The organism is Chamaesiphon polymorphus CCALA 037 (genome assembly GCF_003003845.1).
Classification (GTDB): Bacteria; Cyanobacteriota; Cyanobacteriia; order Cyanobacteriales; family Chamaesiphonaceae; genus Chamaesiphon; species Chamaesiphon polymorphus.
On the sequence record NZ_PVWO01000065.1, the window covers coordinates 1 to 17,691 of the forward strand.

General features: G+C 46.0%; 14 protein-coding genes. 3 read left to right on the forward strand and 11 right to left on the reverse strand.

Annotated features, from left to right (window positions below; translation table 11 throughout):
- Positions 1-44: 44 nt before the first annotated feature.
- From C7B77_RS07405 to pheA, 3 genes are all read right to left on the reverse strand, one after another.
- Positions 45-650 (reverse strand): PEP-CTERM sorting domain-containing protein, encoded by a 606-nt coding sequence (locus tag C7B77_RS07405; RefSeq protein ID WP_106302223.1) that lies wholly within the window; start codon positions 648-650, stop codon positions 45-47.
- Positions 651-1,019: 369 nt separating this feature from the next.
- The gene (locus tag C7B77_RS07410) at positions 1,020-2,633 is read right to left on the reverse strand and encodes a hypothetical protein (protein ID WP_106302226.1); all 1,614 of its coding nucleotides are present in this window, start codon (positions 2,631-2,633) and stop codon (positions 1,020-1,022) included.
- A gap of 87 nt (positions 2,634-2,720) precedes the next feature.
- Positions 2,721-3,569: a prephenate dehydratase gene (pheA, locus tag C7B77_RS07415; RefSeq protein ID WP_106302228.1), complete on the reverse strand. Its 849-nt coding sequence runs from the start codon at positions 3,567-3,569 to the stop codon at positions 2,721-2,723.
- Positions 3,570-3,851: 282 nt separating this feature from the next.
- Between pheA and C7B77_RS07420 the strand changes: the two genes are divergently transcribed.
- Positions 3,852-4,439, forward strand: a complete 588-nt coding sequence (locus C7B77_RS07420) for a DUF1997 domain-containing protein (RefSeq protein ID WP_106302230.1) — start codon at positions 3,852-3,854, stop codon at positions 4,437-4,439.
- 92 nt (positions 4,440-4,531) lie between these two features.
- Here the strand turns inward: C7B77_RS07420 and C7B77_RS07425 are convergent, their stop codons facing one another.
- Positions 4,532-5,140 (reverse strand): ribonuclease HII, encoded by a 609-nt coding sequence (locus C7B77_RS07425; RefSeq protein WP_106302232.1) that lies wholly within the window; start codon positions 5,138-5,140, stop codon positions 4,532-4,534.
- A gap of 140 nt (positions 5,141-5,280) precedes the next feature.
- On the opposite strand from C7B77_RS07425, the gene C7B77_RS07430 reads away from it, so the two are divergent.
- On the forward strand, positions 5,281-5,952 hold the full coding sequence (locus C7B77_RS07430) for a hypothetical protein (RefSeq protein ID WP_106302235.1): 672 nt from the start codon (positions 5,281-5,283) through the stop codon (positions 5,950-5,952).
- A gap of 197 nt (positions 5,953-6,149) precedes the next feature.
- Here the strand turns inward: C7B77_RS07430 and C7B77_RS07435 are convergent, their stop codons facing one another.
- The 6 genes from C7B77_RS07435 to C7B77_RS07465 form a co-directional block, all read right to left on the reverse strand.
- Entirely contained in the window at positions 6,150-7,004 is an 855-nt protein-coding gene (locus tag C7B77_RS07435) for a hypothetical protein (RefSeq protein ID WP_106302238.1), read from the reverse strand.
- Positions 7,005-7,180: 176 nt separating this feature from the next.
- Positions 7,181-9,511: a ribonuclease E gene (gene rne, locus C7B77_RS07440; RefSeq protein WP_106302241.1), complete on the reverse strand. Its 2,331-nt coding sequence runs from the start codon at positions 9,509-9,511 to the stop codon at positions 7,181-7,183.
- Between the two features lie 928 nt (positions 9,512-10,439).
- Positions 10,440-11,615 (reverse strand): cysteine desulfurase family protein, encoded by a 1,176-nt coding sequence (locus C7B77_RS07445; RefSeq protein WP_106302244.1) that lies wholly within the window; start codon positions 11,613-11,615, stop codon positions 10,440-10,442.
- 449 nt (positions 11,616-12,064) lie between these two features.
- On the reverse strand, positions 12,065-12,349 hold the full coding sequence (locus C7B77_RS07455) for a hypothetical protein (RefSeq protein WP_106302250.1): 285 nt from the start codon (positions 12,347-12,349) through the stop codon (positions 12,065-12,067).
- Between the two features lie 595 nt (positions 12,350-12,944).
- On the reverse strand, positions 12,945-14,582 hold the full coding sequence (locus C7B77_RS07460) for a Mur ligase family protein (RefSeq protein ID WP_106302253.1): 1,638 nt from the start codon (positions 14,580-14,582) through the stop codon (positions 12,945-12,947).
- Between the two features lie 241 nt (positions 14,583-14,823).
- On the reverse strand, positions 14,824-15,609 hold the full coding sequence (locus C7B77_RS07465) for an alpha/beta fold hydrolase (protein ID WP_146138225.1): 786 nt from the start codon (positions 15,607-15,609) through the stop codon (positions 14,824-14,826).
- A 320-nt stretch (positions 15,610-15,929) separates the two neighbouring features.
- On the opposite strand from C7B77_RS07465, the gene C7B77_RS07470 reads away from it, so the two are divergent.
- Positions 15,930-17,222, forward strand: coding sequence for a hypothetical protein (locus C7B77_RS07470; RefSeq protein ID WP_219892025.1), 1,293 nt, complete (start codon positions 15,930-15,932; stop codon positions 17,220-17,222).
- A gap of 42 nt (positions 17,223-17,264) precedes the next feature.
- Here the strand turns inward: C7B77_RS07470 and C7B77_RS07475 are convergent, their stop codons facing one another.
- Entirely contained in the window at positions 17,265-17,690 is a 426-nt protein-coding gene (locus C7B77_RS07475) for an SRPBCC family protein (protein WP_245894104.1), read from the reverse strand.
- Between the last annotated feature and the right edge of the window lies 1 nt (position 17,691).

Consider the following 17,691-nt stretch of genomic DNA (forward strand, 5'->3'; position numbering starts at 1 on the left):
TGGCAAATGAAGATTGATGATGCTCGCTGTAAACTTACTTCTCTTTACCCTAATATTGAATTTTGACACTGCACTAGTTTCTTTCTCATTCTCAGAGCTGCCGTACCACCAATTAGTGTACCCACGATCGAAAAGGGTTCGGGAACTGCTGTGGTAGTAGAAGGAGAAATATTACCTACCCCAGAGATCGTATTGGTAAAAGATCCAAAATCGGTACTTTTATAACCACTAGTTACCAAAAAGTAATCAGTGCCAGCAAAGAGCGAAGGTACGAAAAAGGTTGAAGTTGATACGCCCGAAATAGGCGATTGAGTAGACGAATTTAAGAGATTACTGAAACTATTACTAGGATTGAAAGAATCTTCATATAGAGATATTACATTTTGCCAGGGTGTGGAGCTACTGCTAAAATCGTAACGCCCGGTGGTGTCTACCCGAAAATGAAATACATCAAACGGAGAAGCCTCTGCTCCAAATACAAATGCCTCAAATGTCGTGCCACCAGAGTTGGTGGTGCCATTATATGTCAATATGGCCGATCGAGCGGGTGCGCTGGCGATGAGGGAAAATCCTAAAGTCCCACCAATTAAGGCGATGAGAGATTTTGTGAAACTAGCTGCGCCAAAATTTTTGGTTGAGAGAAGATGCATATTTTTATTGGTGGTGAGAAATCGGGGTACGTAACTAAATTATTCACAACCGATCGTGTGGTTGCGACTGACGATCGCGATCGATAAAACCGAACTTCTAAGTATTGATAAGTAATAAAATTTACCAATCCTAAGCAAGCTATGAAAAGAGAGATATCTCGGTTCGCTCTGACTGTCAAATAAATACACAGGGAGCGTTAGCGGCGAAGATATCTCGATCGATTATTTCTCGATCTCTACGACTAGAGTTCCACAAAATATTCGCAGAACTAACATTTCTGTAGAAAAATATCGCCAAAAAAACACCCTGCCGATCGATAACTCGCAGGGTGTTTTGTGCGGACGCACAGATAGATAAAGTTCGGTCAATTAGCCGCGCTCGCTACCTGTGACGCCATCATCTCTCAGTCGCCGCCGCTCGATCTCTTCTGGAGTTGGTGCGCCGGGATTGAGCTGGTTGTATTTGGCTGACTCTTCGAGCAAATCGTGACGGGTAAAAATAGCTTCAGGTTCGGGATTCGATCGATCTGGGAGCGGACGCTCGCGAGGTTCTAAGCGATACCAATCGTACCAATTACGAGCCACCAACCAGAATACCGATAGCAAGGCTATGGCACTGAGTACCATCCCACGCGTACCGCTGTCAGAGGTAGCTTCGGCGATCGAAAAGCTATAGATCGGGAGAATTGCACCCACGAGTGTCGAAATTATCGCCGCCACAGCAATCCGCAAATTACCTCGTCCCAAGCCCCAAACTAGCAGCAGCAACACGATCGAAACGCCGCTCCAGACGGATACAAAATCACCGATCCGACTGAAATAGGTGAGGGCAAACATCCCCGTGAAAAATGCCAATCCGGCGATCGCGATGTCTTGGAGTCGCATCGGTATCGACAGACATAACAGCAGCATCCACCAGCCAAAAATACCAGGAGCTAGCAGTAATAATAGCGGTAGCGTTCCCGTCTGGGCGGCGACAGGTGCCCCAATCGATACCCCGAAAGGTTTTTGCACCGAAGCATCGCGATCGAATGCCCAAGTAAACGTTTGTCGATCGCCATTACTTGTGGTTTTGGTAGGTGCGACGTCGCTGACAAAATTGAGTCGCGGGACTGTCGAGGAGATCGTCATCCGAAAGTTGTCTAGAGAGCCAGCCTTGGCACTATACACCCACTGGGGAGAGCCTTGAGCGCGATAGTTAACGCGGAGTTTGCTAATACTACCTGGCGCGATCTGGATCGGGAAGCGATATTCGCCAGGAGTAGTTGAAGTTAACTTTTTGCCATCGCGCTGGACTTCAAAGTTTTGCAGGAGCGAATAACCAGTCGGGGGCGCAATTTGAAAGACAAAGCGATTGGTAGTACCGATCGGATTGGTAATCTGATAGTCGCCTCTAAAGTCGATCGCGAAATTATTGCTATTGCTGGGAGTTATTTTTAGCGGCGAGATCGTCACTTGCAGATTGGAGCCGCTGACTGATGACTGACGGGTGACTTCTCTTTTGTCTTGCACTTTTACCAGTTTGCCATCGAGCTGCGTGGTATAAGAGAAAGGCTCTTGAGTAATATAGCTAACCTGGGGTGAAGATTGTTGAATTAATTCCCCCGCCTCCAACGTTGGCGTTTTTTGGGCTACTCGTGCTTGCTCCCAATTGCTCTGACGGTTGGATAGCGTCGAACACAATCCAAACCCCAACAGCACGATCGCCGTGACGAGGAAGATTTGCTGCAAGCCGCGCATTAATTGAGCCGACTGCATTACCCAATCGCCGATGGCGACATTTGAGGGATAGTTACGGAGCGAAAAGTTGAACAAAGCCATCCCCGCACCCAATCCGATCGCGAGGAGCGCGAACACTGCTAGTGCCAGAGGCAATCGATCGGCAAGTTGGTTGAGATATTGGGGTTGAGTGAGATCTGGTAACGCTGTCTGAGCGATAGACCCAGGTGGCAACAGCAAGTCTGAAGTCATAGCAACCAGCATAATTAAATTCCTATCTTGAGTGGATTTAGCTTAAAAGTGGTTATCGTACTTGGTATTAAATATTACTTTGAATTGCGATCGATTAGATTAGATGACTTCGATTACAGTAGTATCATAACTGCCAAAATTTTTGACTGTCTCAGCATAAGCATCGAGATCGGCTAGCGCAGATTTGAGTTCCCGACAGTTGTGGCGATCGGTTTCGATATCGATAAAAAATAAATAATCGCCCAAAGAACGTTTGCTCGGTCGAGATTCGACTCGGCTCAAATTCAGCCCCCGATTGGCAAAGAAACCCAACGCGGTGACTAATCCGCCCGGAGTATTCGATCGCAAACTAAAAGCCACCGAAGTACAGTTACCCGCGATCGTCGGCTGCAAACTAATCGCCCAGAACTTAGTTTGGTTGTCTGGGTAATCATTAATCGATCTTACCAAAACTGGCAATTCATACAAATTAGCCGCTCGTACCGAAGAAATTGCGGCAGATTGAGGATTTGCGGCCAAAGTTGCTAGAGCTGCGGTAGTAGAATTATCCGCAATCCGCACCGCGTGAGGGAGATGCTGCTGCAACCAGAGCTGACATTGACTCAGAGCTTGCGGATGCGAATACACCGTCTCGATCTGGCTCAAGTCCTTAGCTACCGAAACTAAGGCATGATGGATCGGTAAGACGATCGCCTGTTGAATTTGAAGGTTGGCGACGAGTTGCCAGATGGTATCGGCAGTCATCGTCACACCACCTTCGATCGAGTTTTCGACTGGGACGATCGCCAATGCGACTTCTTTGGCGGCGACAGCTTTGAGCGTTTGCGCGATATTTGGATAGGGTTGCAAGCACAACTCTACACCCGCAAGTTTGGCGCGTGCGTAAGCTAATGCCGCCGCTTCTGAATAAGTACCTGTAGGCCCTAAATGGCCGATCTCTAGAGTCATAACCAGTTGCTAATCAGTACCATAATTGCCGCACTAATTTAATAAACTACCCAGTGTTTAATTCGAGCTAGAAATCTAGGCCGTAAAGCCGATCCCCTAGAGAGTCGAGAATGCGATAAAATTGTAGATAAATGTATCTTATCGCGATCGGAGAGCGATCGATTAGAACTAAATTTCTACTTAGCTTTTAAATATTTACTTCTAAGACAATTTTTTCAATATCGATCTTTGGCACCCAATAATGTTGCATAGTAGTATCGGTTCTAACTCCTTGCTTTAGATATGCAAATCGTTAAATTCACAGCAGATCGATCGGTCGATATTGCCGTACCCAAGCAACCGATCCCCATCGGGCATTATCTGCGCCAACCCCATCGGTTAGTCAATGCGCTAGTCGATCCCAGTCGTATCCAACAACTGAGCGAGGATGAGTTTCGGCTATCCATGCGCACCCTGAACTTTTTTGGAATCGAGCTTCAGCCGACAGTATATTTGCGCGTGTGGACGGAAGCAGACGGCACCGTGCGGATCGCCTCTACCAAATGTGAAATTCGCGGTATCGATTATATCGATCGACGCTTTAGTCTGCAACTAATGGGTAAATTATCCCCCTATGAAGCACAAGGGCAAACATATCTAGAGGGATTGGCAGATCTGCAAGTCCAAGTAGATCTCCCACCACCATTAAACTTCATGCCTCGATCGATGGTAGAGTCGGCAGGAAATAGTCTGCTCAAAGGGATTCTCAACACCTTCAAACAGCGATTGCTGCACCAATTAATTGCCGATTATATCTTATGGGCTAATACCGGAACTGAAGGTACCAGCACTAAGCCATCAACCCAGCCTCAAGCTCCGCATTTAGGCTAGAAATGGAGTCGGGAGATCTGTAGGTTGGGTAGAGCAGCGCGTTGGCGAAGCCTCTCGGAACGAGAAAACCCAACACACTTAACCAAACCTTATTAAGGGCAGACGTGACGATTGCAAGGACTGAACGATTGGCGATGTTCTGGAGTAATGCCATATTTCTCGATCGCATTGCGATGTTGGAGGGTACCATAACCCTTATTATTTTCCAAATCGTACATTGGGTAAATAGCTGCCAATTCGCTGGTAACTCGATCGCGCCACACTTTAGCTAAAATACTTGCAGCCGCGATCGAAGTCGATCGATCTTCACCCTTAACCAAAGTTTGTTGGGGGATATCGAGCTGGGGAATAGCGCGATTGCCATCTACCAAGCATAATTCTGGTGTCACCGCCAAACCAGTTATCGCCCGCCGCATTGCCACTAACGTCGCCTGAAGAATATTAATCTCATCGATTTCGGCAACCGTAGCAATACCAATCTGATACGCGATCGCAATTTGTTGAATTTGTGGCACCAACAGCTCTCGACGTTGTGGGGACAGCTTCTTGCTATCTTTAACACCCCAACTTTGACACCGTTCGATCGCGTCTTTAGGCAGAATTACCGCCGCTGTCACCACTACTCCAAATAAAGCACCCCGCCCGACTTCATCGACACCAGCAATCAATTCTTCGGGACGAGTTAATTCATAACTAATCATCAGCAGCTAAATCAACCTAAATTCGGCATAAGTATCTTGCTATAATAGCTCGACCGATCGATAGTCGATCGATAAATGCCAATTATTAAAATTACTGCTACAGATATTTACCACTCCCAGCGGCAGATGAGGTTAAATTAATGGAAGATAAATTTTATAATTTAGAACTAAATAAAATTACTTTTTTACCCAAAGAAGTAGTCATTAATATATCAAGTGATGATATTAACTTTTTGTGCAATACGGGTTTGCCAAAATTGGTTAAATCATTGGAGTTAACGTTCGATCTATCACAAGCGAAAAAGTATGCTTGTATTGATAGCAAGCAAGATTGTACAGAATATATAAATGAAGAAGATGAAAATAATAGCTTGGAATTTATATGTAAAATTGGCAAACGTTTTTCTGAAGGAATGTTTATATCTATTCAAGAATCAGATGGTGGAATATATTTAGCTGCAAACCCAATATACAATGACAGAGAAAGATTTCTGCAAAAAACAACGTATATCAACTCAAACATTAAATGTTTTGCTAAATGCTTGAAAATATACGATCTCTTTTTTATCAGTAATAAAGATATCATGGACGATTGCTATAGTAAAACAGAAGCAGAAAGGCATAATATACTGCTTAAATTAGAAAGAGATTTGAAAAATGTTGATGTCACAGTTGTAGGTTCTAGTCCAGGTAAACTTGACTATGATGGGTTGTGGACTTATTTAATAGAAGAAATGTATGATGTTTTTGACGTAGATTCGTATGAGGAAGAAGATAGTGAGCCGCTGGGTTGGGCAGTGCCCACCACTTAAACCTAAACAGAGAAATAACTTCGGCTTATTTTATCAACCTTGGCATACTCGCTCGCTACTGTAGAGATCGATCGAGGGTTATTTGGATCGATCGCATCTAATTTGCTACTTCTCGATCGAGAAAATTTGGATCGATCTCTAATCAATCGATATATTAGATTCGATCGTGTTAAATGTTGTTATGTGCTCTCGATCGGTTAGCTATTTTCTAATTGCGATCGTAAGAGTTGTAATCGATCGATACTTAATTCAGTCAATTCAGAAATTGTTTCAACAGGTATATTTTTCAGCAACATTTTCACAGCAATTTCTTGTTGCTTTTGCTGCTCTCCTTCTTGTTTTCCTTCCTGCTTGGCAGCTTGAATTTGTTCCAAATACAAAGGTGATAACTGCATAATTAAATCCCGATCCTCCGGTTGAATATTTTCCTGATTCTCTAAAGTAACCTTCAAATTACTCAGTAACTCTAGCGTATTCTGACGATATGGATGTTCCTTGGGTAACTCGTTTACTTCCTCGATCGCGCGCCTTTGTACCCCATCCTTACCTAATATTCTAAACCACAGCGTTTCTGGTGTCTTGGGTAAACGGTGAATGACAATAATCCCCGTCTTCTGTGCTGATGGTAGCAAATATACACCCTCACCTCGTTCGGCATCTAAATTAGCCCCCAAGCTCATTAAAATGTTGTCCGATAAAGTGGGTGTCAGAATCCAGAGCGTGGGTAAGTCATCATCCTTGGGTTCGGGTTGCTTCTTGCGGTTGGCTTCTCGACAGATCTTGGCATGTAGATCGTAGAGCTTAGACATACAAGCACGAATATCGGGAACCGAAACCGAGTTGCGAAATGGCTCGAAGACAACTAGCTCGGTTACAAATAAAGCTAGCAAACCTAAATCGGTGCGACCGAGATTGCGATCGGATGGAATGAAATAGACATCAACTTCCCTAACTTCAGCGGCAATTTTATAGGCTGGTTCGACCTTACCAAAGGGTGAAAGCAAGTTTTCTAAAAAACTCTTAGCAAATTCATCATGGGGGAAAATCGTCATGCACAGCAATACCAAAATACTCTGACAGTATTACACACGACGGGGACAGCAATACAGCAACGCAGTTATATGGGCGGTTTTTTCGCCCATATAACTGCGTCAAGACAGCCTATCCCAGATCCAGGCTCCACTTGCTCCTGTGAATCCTAGACTGGAATAATATCTGAAGCGTGACTTCAATCGACAACCGCCGAAGAACGGCGTTTGCGCCGTCGATTCTCAGGCAACTCTTCTGGAACATCCGCAACTGCTGTCAATGTCTCACTTTCTAGTGGTGTTGCCATTGGTTCAGGCTCCATAACTGGTTCACTGTTGGCAAATTGAGGAGTCATAGCAACTTCTTCATCAGCTTCAGGTCGTTCTATCGCGATCGCTGGTGGAGCTACCGGAATTGTAAATTCCCGTTCCACGCTTTCAGTGGTCGATGATTCAGGTGCAGCTACATCTTCTGTTTCGATCGCGTCAACGGTAGGACTCGGCTCAGAAACGATCGGTTCGGGGGGTAAACTTCCAATCGGTACGACATGCACGATCGCTGTTTTAGGATTATTTAACTCCCGCCCCAACTTTACCAGCGGTGAAACTCCCATCCACGCGTAGGTTTCCTTCTCCAAATCCGACATTTCGACAGAGACTACCTCTGGCGGCTCGATCGTCGGTCGGGTCGGCTTGACTCGTTGTGGTTTACCGGGTCGCTCCCGATCCTTCGCCGCGTCATCTATCGATCCGGCTGAGTCTTCCAATTCGGTAGGCTCGTCGGGGACGTATGCTTCGAGCGGAGGAGGCAAAAAATCACTACTAATGAGGGTAGCGCGGTTATTATTCTCGATCGAGGTGGGAATACCGCGATTATTCGTCACGATGCCGCGACTTGGCGAATTAGAATTGGGAATTGGCGTGCGTGGGGTATCACCATTGGGTGTCGGACGCGGTACCACATTTCTCACTACTTCTTCGCGTTCGGTGCGACCCACGCGACGACGGCGTTTTTTGCCAACTCCATTCTGCTGTTGATAGCTGGGATGGTTGACCAAATTGAAATCATCTTCACCTTCAATCCCTTCTGACTCGAAGTTTTCCCATGGTTCTGGAACTGAGACTACCGATGGACGCAGATCGGGTAACGTGCGATCGTTACGACGCGGGCCTCTAGTCAATCCTCTACCAGCAACACCATCGCGATCGACATTGTGGCGAGTGCGATGTTCGCGGACGGGAGTGGTAGAAACTAACGAAATTGGCACTGCTTCGCCATCTGCACCATAAACGGCTTCACCAGGAACGTGAGCTAAATGTCCCAAACCGCCACAAGTGGCACAAGTTTCGCCAAATAATTCGTAAATATTTTGACCTTGACGTTTGCGAGTTAGCTCTACTAGTCCTAGTTCGGATAATTGGGCGATTTGAGGTCTAGCTTTATCGACTCGAAGCTGTTTATTAAAATGCTCTAAGACTTGCAGTTGATCTTTGCGGTAATCCATATCGATAAAATCGATGATGATTACCCCAGCAATATTCCGCAGTCGCAACTGACGGGCGATTTCGGTGGCGGCTTCGCAGTTCGTCCACAGTACCGTTTCGCGCGAAGTATTCGATCGAGTAAACGAGCCAGAGTTGACATCGACGACAGTTAGTGCTTCTGTCGGTTCGATGATAATATATCCGCCAGACGGCAGATCTACTCTGGGTTTTAAGGATTCTCTAATTGCCGCATTCACGCGGAAATATTCGAGAATTGGTTGGCGTTCGCGGTGACGATCGACTACAACGCCTGGGGGTAACTGACCGTCTGTCCAGCCTGAGAGTGTCTGTTTGACCCGTTTGAGACCCTGCTCGGAGTCTACGACAATCCGATTGACATCTTGGGAATACATATCGCGCAGGACTCTTTGAATAAAATCATCATCGCGATTGAGTAGTGCTGGCGCGCGGGTAGAATTAGCATCCTGTTGGACGATTTCCCACTGTTTTTGGAGTTGTTCGAGATCTTCTAAAATGGCCTCTTCTGTCGTGTCTTCAGCTTCAGTCCGCACGAGTAAACCCATTCCGGCTGGCTTGGCGAGTACGGCTAAGGCTCTGAGCCGATTGCGTTCGCCTTCAGAACGAATCCGGCGGGAGAGATTTACCCCTTTGCCAAAGGGAATCAAAACGACATAACGGCCGGGGAGGCTAACATTTCCCGTCAGTCTGGGGCCTTTATTCCCAGTTGGTTCCTTCATGATCTGCACCAGCACTTTTTGCTGCGGTGCGAGCAATTCGGTAATCGAACCCGAACTACGTCTGAGTCGGAGCGGCCCTAGATCGGTAACATGGATAAATCCATTCCGTGCAGGATCGCCGATGTTGATAAACGCCGCGTCAATCCCTGGCAACACATTTTCGACGATGCCAAGATAGATGTCACTGACCTGATGTTGTCCGGTCGCTACTACCAATTCTTGAATTTGGTCTTCTCCAAATACGGCACCAATGCGGTGTTGCTCCGCAATAATTATTTGCTTTGGCATTCAATTTCCTCGAAAATTAGCAGCCCGCTCGATTGCCTAGAATCGATAGACGATCGAGCGGTGCTGGTATGATGTAACGTAATGTGTCCGAATGGCTAACTGCTTTGTGCTGCAATGGGTCTATCTCCGAGGCATGTTGGTTCGCGATGGGGAGACACTTGTCTTCGGCTAGAGGATCTAATCGGGAAGCTCAATGGTTGACATCTGTACCGATTTTGTTGAGTGTTATACGATCCACTCATCCATAACTAGAGTGCTAGATGTGTAGCTCCCGATTATCGATCGGGTTAGCATGACAGGTCAAATAGTGCGGATCTTAGACTAAAGTTCTCAAAAGTAGCCGTTGCAACTTAAGCGCAACTTCCACCTTCGATCCGGAGATAGACAAGCGATGCTCCAGAGGAGATGCTGCGTCAACGCCAAAGCTAGGTAGTTTTAACCAAAATGTGGACTGACTGTCTAAACTTTGCGCTGACGGATCGACTTATTTTTCTCTCTAATCTCAGACCTTAGCTACCCGACGCTCTTGCTATGCGTCTATTGTGCCGAAGGCAGGTCTTCTCGGCTATACGGCTATGCCAACAACCAACGGATAATCTACCCAAAAATCGTCTACGAACAAAGATTCATAGAAGTTAGGTTTCAATCTTCAGACGATTGCCCCAGCGAGTGAAAATTCAACTCCGATGAGAGTTGGATTTGTAGCTTCCTAAAATAGAGCGAACTGGAGCGATCCTCCAATTCTCACTAGATCCATTGCACTTAGTAGTTAGCTACAAGGATGGTGGTATGTCCAGAATCCACGAAAATTTTGTCAAGTAGGCGATCGCGTCCAGTTTGGATTACCGGAGTGCTGAGAAGATTGGCTGAGCTTATTCTTCTATAGATGCGATCGCTCCTGGTTACTTTCGATTATACCTGTAAATTGTCACGATCTCAAAGCTAACTTTCGCAGACTTTGAACCGTGGCGATCGTGGCAGCGGCGACTCGATCGATTTGCTCTACTGTATTATTGTGCCCAATTCCGAACCTTAGAGCAGCATACGCCAAAGATTCGCTCCGTCCGAGTGCTTTGAGGACGTGAGAAGGTTCGATTTTGGCCGAGCTACAGGCGGCTCCAGATGAGAGAGCTACAGTCGGACGCAAACCCAATAAGAGGGCATTGCCATCGACGCCAGCGATACTAATATTCAGATTTCCTGGCAATCTGAGGGTAGGATGACCGTTAAGGTAGATCCCGTCAATTTGATTCAATTGCGATCGCAATCGCTCTCTTAGTTCAGTCAACCTGGCTGTTTCTACGTCCATCTCAGCGATACCAAATTCGACAGCCTTGGCAAAGCCGACAATCTGGGGGGTATATAGGGTACCCGATCTCATTCCCCGTTCGTGTCCGCCACCATGTAGTTGCGGCGACAATTTGACTCGCGGATTGCGGCGACGGACGTAGAGCGCACCGATACCTTTAGGGCCATATACTTTATGAGCGGTCATCGACATCAGATCGATGTTGAATGAATCCACATCTAACGGAATTTGACCGATCGCTTGTGCGGCATCTGTATGAAATAAAACGCCATTTTCTCGACATAATTTGCCAATCTCGGCTAATGGTTGTAGTACGCCGATCTCGTTGTTAGCTGCCATAATCGATACCAAGATCGTATCGGGACGAACCGCATTTTTTAGTTCGTCAAGATCGACTAATCCATCGGGCTGGACGGGTAAATAAGTAACTGTAAATCCTAAAGATTCTAGATATTTGCAAGGATCTAAAACCGCGTTATGTTCGGTTTGCAGCGTAATAATATGTTGCCCTTTGGCAAAATAAGCTTCGGCGACACCTTTGAGCGCGAGATTATTAGCTTCAGTCGCACCGCTGGTAAACACAATTTCCTCGGCACTGGCACCGATGGCATTGGCAAGCGTTTCCCTAGCTCCAGTCACCGCCGCTTCTGCCGCCCATCCATACTCGTGGGTGGTACTAGTCGGATTGCCAAAATGTTCGGTAAAATACGGCAACATTGCCGCCAAGACACGCGGATCTACTGGCGTGGTCGCATGTCGATCGAGATAAATTGGTAACTGTCGATCTGTGGGCATGTGCTGGTGGGGTTGGAGATTCGATCGGGATTGGTTGGTGGGATGCGGAGATCTGACCCACCCCGCCCTGCGGGCACCCCTCCGAGGAGGGGATTTTCATTAGCCATTCCCTTTGGGAATGGCGAGAGTAAAAACCCTGTAAATCAGCCCAAAAAATTCTCTATTAAACGTTTGTATACCTACTAGACACAGGACTAGTCTTAAAAATCCCCTCCTCTGCAAAGCAGACGCTACGCGAACGGAGGGGTGCCCATCGGGCGGGGTGGGTCAGATCTCCGCATCATACCAGCAAACTTCGATCGACTCGATCTGCAGGCTATAAAACGATCGGATCTAGATCTTACTGGAATCTTCAACCCCCAACAACACCAAAAAGACACCGCAATTAATTACGATGTCTATCTAAATCAGATATTTACAGGAGATTAACTAGCTAAAAATGCTATGGTCTATGCTTTGTTGCTAGCTTTGAGTTTTTTTCTCATCCGAACTGCTGCGGTACCACCAATCAGGGCATCAACCCCTGGAGCAACACTAGTATATGAGATTACACTACCTCTGAATCCAGGACTGCCGTCAATGTCGGTGAAGGGTATTGTTCCAGATGAAGTGCTGAAATTTAGATCGATCGCAGCAGCCTTTTCAGTTTGGCTAACAGTCGATGCCGCAGCCAATGTTAATGCACCCACGAGGGTCAAGCCAGCATTGTGGCAAAGCGATTTGAGGGATTTCATTTTTGAGACCGGGGGAAGAATTTTGTGTTAAGCAATATGTATCAATTATGCAATTTCTAAGCAATTTCACTTAGAATAGACAGAGTGAAGCAAATTTCTTTCAGCATAATTGCTGATTACTTCCCGTACAATACTACAATTCCACAAAAGCACAAGGCGTAAATCCGTACTTGCCAAAAGTTTTTTTTTGAGGTATTGTTTTATTCCTTAATCACCTTTAGCTCGAAAACCGTTAACATAACATCTCAATCGGGCGTTGCTAAATCGAGGGATGAAAGAGATGGGGAAGCAAGCGGGAGATCGGAGTGGGGATCTGGGAGCAAATAGATAATTCTGTAACGCCTTCAATCGAACTAGACGATCGGTCATCTCATTCGATCGATACCAGTTAGGTAAAGATAGTTCGGAATTTAGGCTTTATCGATCTGAGGAGTAATTTGCTCTGTTGTCTCGATCGTCAAACAGTCATTGTTTCCTGACCGATCGCGCAGCCGCAAAGTATTGGAAAATAATGGCATAGGCGCGTCAACTCTGTGGGAGTGACGTGCCTATGCCATCGGTGATTTTTTAGATCTAAATCCAGCAACGTTAGCAGTTAAAACCTGGAGATCGCCTCATACAAATCGGGCAAATCGTTCTCAATTAAAATCGTATCCTTCGGCTGACGGTGTTCGGGACTAGTTAGATAAGCCAGCGCAAGATCGCGATTGGCAAATTCCATGAGCTTGTCAGGAGCCAAACCACCTTCGAGCAATCCGGCTTTGAGGGCGTCTTTATTCGTATCACCAACTACAATCGCCAGATCGCAGATCGAGGCAGCCTTAAGAGCCACCTGACGGTTCTCCGCAGCTTGAATCTCGCCGAGTTCTACCATTCCTGGCGTCATCAAGATTTTGCGTCCGCCTTCGAGGACTTCGAGGACTTCTAGAGCTGAGGCAAACCCGATCGGGTTAGAGTTGTAGGAATCATCGAGAATAAACCCGTCGCCATTTTTGCGGAGGTTGAGGCGGTTATTGGCAGGTTCGAGATTATGGATGGCAGCGATGACATAATCGGGATCTTTCCCCAACGCGCAAGCCATCGTAAAGGAGCCGACGAGATTGGAGAGCATCGGCGCGCCTAGTAATTTGGTGAAACCGGGATATTCTTTACCTTGCCAGTGGATTGTAAAAGTGGTGCCATCCATACCAGCTTTGATATCTGACATCCAGCAGTCGAGGTGCCCGATTTCTGGCTCTAATCCATAGAGGAGAGTAGTTGCTTTGGGATATTCCGCAGCCATCTTCCGCGCGCCGGGATTATCGCCATTACAGACGAGTAAGCCATCGGCGGGAATTGCTTGAGCGAGTTCGCATTTGGCTTTATAAATATTCTCTGCACCACCGAAACGTTCGAGGTGCATCACGCCGACAGCAGTTACCAATCCGGCTTGGGGTGGGGTAAAACGGCACAATTTAGCGATCGATCCGATCTGGTACGCGCCCATTTCGATGATGGCGATTTGCTGTTGGGGTTTGAGATTTTCGCGGATCTGGCGGGTGATACCCATTTCGGTATTGATACTTCCCGGCGTCCAGAATGTCGGCTCGATCGCTTCGAGAATGCTGCCTAAGATGGCTTTAGTACTGGTTTTACCATAACTGCCAGTAATCCCGATCGTGTAGGGCTGGTAGTCGGCAAGGATGTCTTTAGCTTCTTGGAGAAATGCCTGTTGTTTTTTATATTCGTTCGGCCACAAAATGGAATTGGCAATGACAATCCAGATCGGCGAAGATTGGATGAGCGCGATCGCGATAAACCAGTAGATGTAAATACGATCTCCAGCTCCTAAGAAATAGGTACCAGTGATGACAAGGAGCGTTGCGATCGAGTATAAGGCCAAAGCTAGATTGTAGATTGCTGTCGCTCGATCGGTCATCTTCAGCTTAATCTTACCCACCTGGCGCGGATCTTCTTCGCTGAAACCAAAGAATACTAAAGTAGCTGCGGCACCCACACAAATTGCCACGCAAACAACCATATCCCCCCCAGTCGCAAATAGACTCAGAGCGGCTGCTACAAGGGCGATGAGAGTGCCTTTAGTATCAAAAGTGCGTTTTTCGAGGAACCAAGCCTTAAATCGCTTGCCATTGTATTCCTCTTGCTGAAAGTAGCGCAGATATCTCAATCCCCGACGGGTGAAAAAGAGGATCGTAGCAGCAGAAATAATGGTGAGGCAGATAAGGGTAAGCATGGGGAGTTTGATAGCGACAAGGATCGGTAGGGGCGGGTTTATGCTAAAAATTTCGTTGGTACTAAAGATTTCATTCAAACCCGCCCACCCCACGGTTATCTGTCTGAAACTCTTATGGTGGGCAGTGCCCACCCTACAATTCTACAATTTGCGACTACGCTTACCTAATCAGATTTAGAGTTGAGCAAGACAATCAATAACAGCGCGCCAATGGGAATGATAACAAGTAGAATGAGCGTAATCATTTTGACAACTCTTTGCTAGATAACTGAGCCAGAAATTTGTCTACATAATACGAGCACAGATGAGAGCCTTCGGCTTGAAACATGAAGTGATCGCGATGAGGAATCGTAATTAATTCGGAATTAGCAAATAGAGTGTGATAGCGATGTCCCATTTCTACGGGAGTTTCCGTATCCGCTTCGCCCCAAAGTAGCAGCACGGGGACAGAAATGTGGCGAGCGAGTTCGGTGAGATCTTCACTGACGGTTTTGACGAGGGTGCCGCGCATCGCCCCAGCATTGAGATAATCGCGAGAACCATACTTCTGAGTGTGCCAAGTTAGCAACGCATCGCGATAGAGGGGTGAGATTTTGAAAGCATTGCGCATATTCCGCACCCACTGACTGCGCATAGATTGCTGGAGCGTGCGCTGACGCTGCAATCCACCTGCATTGATGAGGGTAATGGAGCGAACTTTATGAGGATATTTATGTGCTAGCCGAATCGAGACTCTTCCACCAAAAGAGTGTCCCAGCATATCGGCGGATTCGATCCCTTGCTCCTGTAAATACTGGTAAATGCGATCGGCATAGTTCGCGGTATCCCAATCTTCGGGCGGCGGTGGGGATTTGCCAAAACCAGGTAGATCGATAATATGTACTTGCGATCGAGTCGCGAGTAATTCTCCCATCGGCTGCAAAGATTGGAGATTTTGCCCCCAACCGTGGAGCATGACGAGGGGATGACGGTTATTGCCCAGTTGGACGGTGTTTAATTGGACGGTGTTGGATTGCACTTGAGCCATTACACGCACTGTTGGTTCTTCATCAGCTTAAATTATCATCGATCGGTACCGACATTTAGCGGAATTTTTCCGATCGATGACAGATTGGGGTACGAAGGCGGGTAAGTTAGGAGCGATCGATCTCACAGTCACTATGTCGATCGGTCAGTAGGATAGGGTTAAGTTTACAGTTACACCCCTATTTACCCCGATTAAAATCCCATGTTTATTATTGCAGCTTATACTCTCCTCGCAGGCACCTCGCGGTTGTTGGCATAGTACTCGATCGCTAGAAGTGACTTGCGGTAATTATTCATTAGAAATAACTATGGAGATTTAATATGTTTGCAGTTGGCAAAAAAGTTGGTACTGGTCTGGAGCAAATTATTTACGAACATTTTATACATGTAGTTAGAACTGAGTCACCATCTAACGTACTCGAAAGATTTCGGAGTTTATTTATCGAGGGTGTTACTTATAACGACAGTCGAATTTGGTCGGCGATCGAAACTTTAGCATTTGAAAAAACTGCCGAACAGAATTTTCCCTTAATTATCAACCGTTGTTGTTATATTGTCGTCAATCACTGGCAAATGCAACCATCGGGGCATCCGAACATTGCTAGTCTCGTCCATATGCTTGGCAATCTCCATGATGTCCGGATGACTTATTCGCGAACCGTGCGGCGGTTGCGTCAATTGCTGCAGGTGTATTTACAAAGCGATGACTACCCCAAACTTAGGCGGTTAAATGCCGTTCTCAATGGCGAGAGTTCTGGTAAGGATACGATCGGTGAGAAACCACTCGGGACATTAATTTCGCGCTACCCTTATTTGTACGAACATACTCTTGTCTCAGAAGAACGCACGTTTGAGAATGTCGAGACGATTAAAAGAGTCCAACGCAATTTGCGCCAAGAACAAGAAACCAATCTTTCCCATTATCTAACTTATCAAGTCAGACGCTCGCGGATCAAGGCTCAACTAGGTCGAGATGCTGCTAATAATTTACCTGCTGTCACCAATCCAACTTTATTATCTACTAAAGAATTGGGAATGGCCTTCGGTCAATTTGCAGGAAAAGCTGAAGGAAATTCTAGCTATCGAGATTTATCGCGCGGATTTGTATCTCAACTTGAGATGCAGCCGATTATCAAAACATTTAAGGGAGACTTATACGATTATATAGTTTCTGGTGTCGATGGCAGTTATGGCAGACGGAGTTTTAACGATCGCTTGTACAAAGCTATTTATAATATTTCACCCGAGCGCGATTATCAGCCTCTCGATGAAATTGGTTTGTTGAGAACTTGCACTCACGTTCTCAACCATCTTGTTGTAGAAAGTCCTAACAGACCACAACATTTTGTGTTCATGGATATGATTAGCAATTTAGGGACTGTCTTCACAACTGGATTATTACTCAAGATCGTCTTGATTTGTCAGAAGGTCAAACCTTTATTAGAAAGTAGATTATCGATTTTATTCAATCACTATGAATCTTCTACATGCAAGGGCGTACCCTGGCTGGTCAAATCTTTAGAAACTTGGAATGTCGCCGGAGCCATCCATTTTGGCAAAATGGATGCATCTTCTCTTAATTTCTTGCAATCTCTTGGTGGAATTAGAGAATAACACTCGTCATAGCTTCTGAAAAAAACAAAATTTATTCAATCTTTAATCATCAAAACTTTGATGCAATTCTTCGGCTACTAATTTTAGGCGTCGTAGTTGTGCTTCCATATCCATTTTTGTCCATTTAGCCGCAAATCGATCGAATCCCCAAGCGATCGCCTGATTGGGAATATTAAATTCAAAACTATTAATTAATCGCGTACCGCGATCGTTCGGTTGGCATTCCCACCGATCTTTACCTTTAAAAAAGCCATCAAAGCCCCAAATAATCAATCCAGGTTCTCTGGCAATAACAGTATTTTTTAGTGTTGGTTTGATGACTGGAATCTGAATCGTAAATCTACTTTTACTACCCACACTAGTTCCCCATACGCCCATCGGTTCGCACTTGAGTAGGGGATTGAGCCATCGTTGCATCAATTCTAAGTCTGTGATACAGGTATCTACGACTGTGGCACTTGCTTTAATC

Excerpts from the sequence above, each read along its gene's own strand:
- C7B77_RS07405 (WP_106302223.1), bottom strand. The coding sequence starts at position 650 with ATGCATCTTCTCTCAACCAAAAATTTTGGCGCAGCTAGTTTCACAAAA.
- C7B77_RS07410 (WP_106302226.1), bottom strand. The coding sequence starts at position 2,633 with ATGCTGGTTGCTATGACTTCAGACTTGCTGTTGCCACCTGGGTCTATC.
- pheA (WP_106302228.1), bottom strand. The coding sequence starts at position 3,569 with ATGACTCTAGAGATCGGCCATTTAGGGCCTACAGGTACTTATTCAGAA.
- C7B77_RS07420 (WP_106302230.1), top strand. The coding sequence starts at position 3,852 with ATGCAAATCGTTAAATTCACAGCAGATCGATCGGTCGATATTGCCGTA.
- C7B77_RS07425 (WP_106302232.1), bottom strand. The coding sequence starts at position 5,140 with ATGATTAGTTATGAATTAACTCGTCCCGAAGAATTGATTGCTGGTGTC.
- C7B77_RS07430 (WP_106302235.1), top strand. The coding sequence starts at position 5,281 with ATGGAAGATAAATTTTATAATTTAGAACTAAATAAAATTACTTTTTTA.
- C7B77_RS07435 (WP_106302238.1), bottom strand. The coding sequence starts at position 7,004 with ATGACGATTTTCCCCCATGATGAATTTGCTAAGAGTTTTTTAGAAAAC.
- rne (WP_106302241.1), bottom strand. The coding sequence starts at position 9,511 with ATGCCAAAGCAAATAATTATTGCGGAGCAACACCGCATTGGTGCCGTA.
- C7B77_RS07445 (WP_106302244.1), bottom strand. The coding sequence starts at position 11,615 with ATGCCCACAGATCGACAGTTACCAATTTATCTCGATCGACATGCGACC.
- C7B77_RS07455 (WP_106302250.1), bottom strand. The coding sequence starts at position 12,349 with ATGAAATCCCTCAAATCGCTTTGCCACAATGCTGGCTTGACCCTCGTG.
- C7B77_RS07460 (WP_106302253.1), bottom strand. The coding sequence starts at position 14,582 with ATGCTTACCCTTATCTGCCTCACCATTATTTCTGCTGCTACGATCCTC.
- C7B77_RS07465 (WP_146138225.1), bottom strand. The coding sequence starts at position 15,609 with ATGGCTCAAGTGCAATCCAACACCGTCCAATTAAACACCGTCCAACTG.
- C7B77_RS07470 (WP_219892025.1), top strand. The coding sequence starts at position 15,930 with ATGTTTGCAGTTGGCAAAAAAGTTGGTACTGGTCTGGAGCAAATTATT.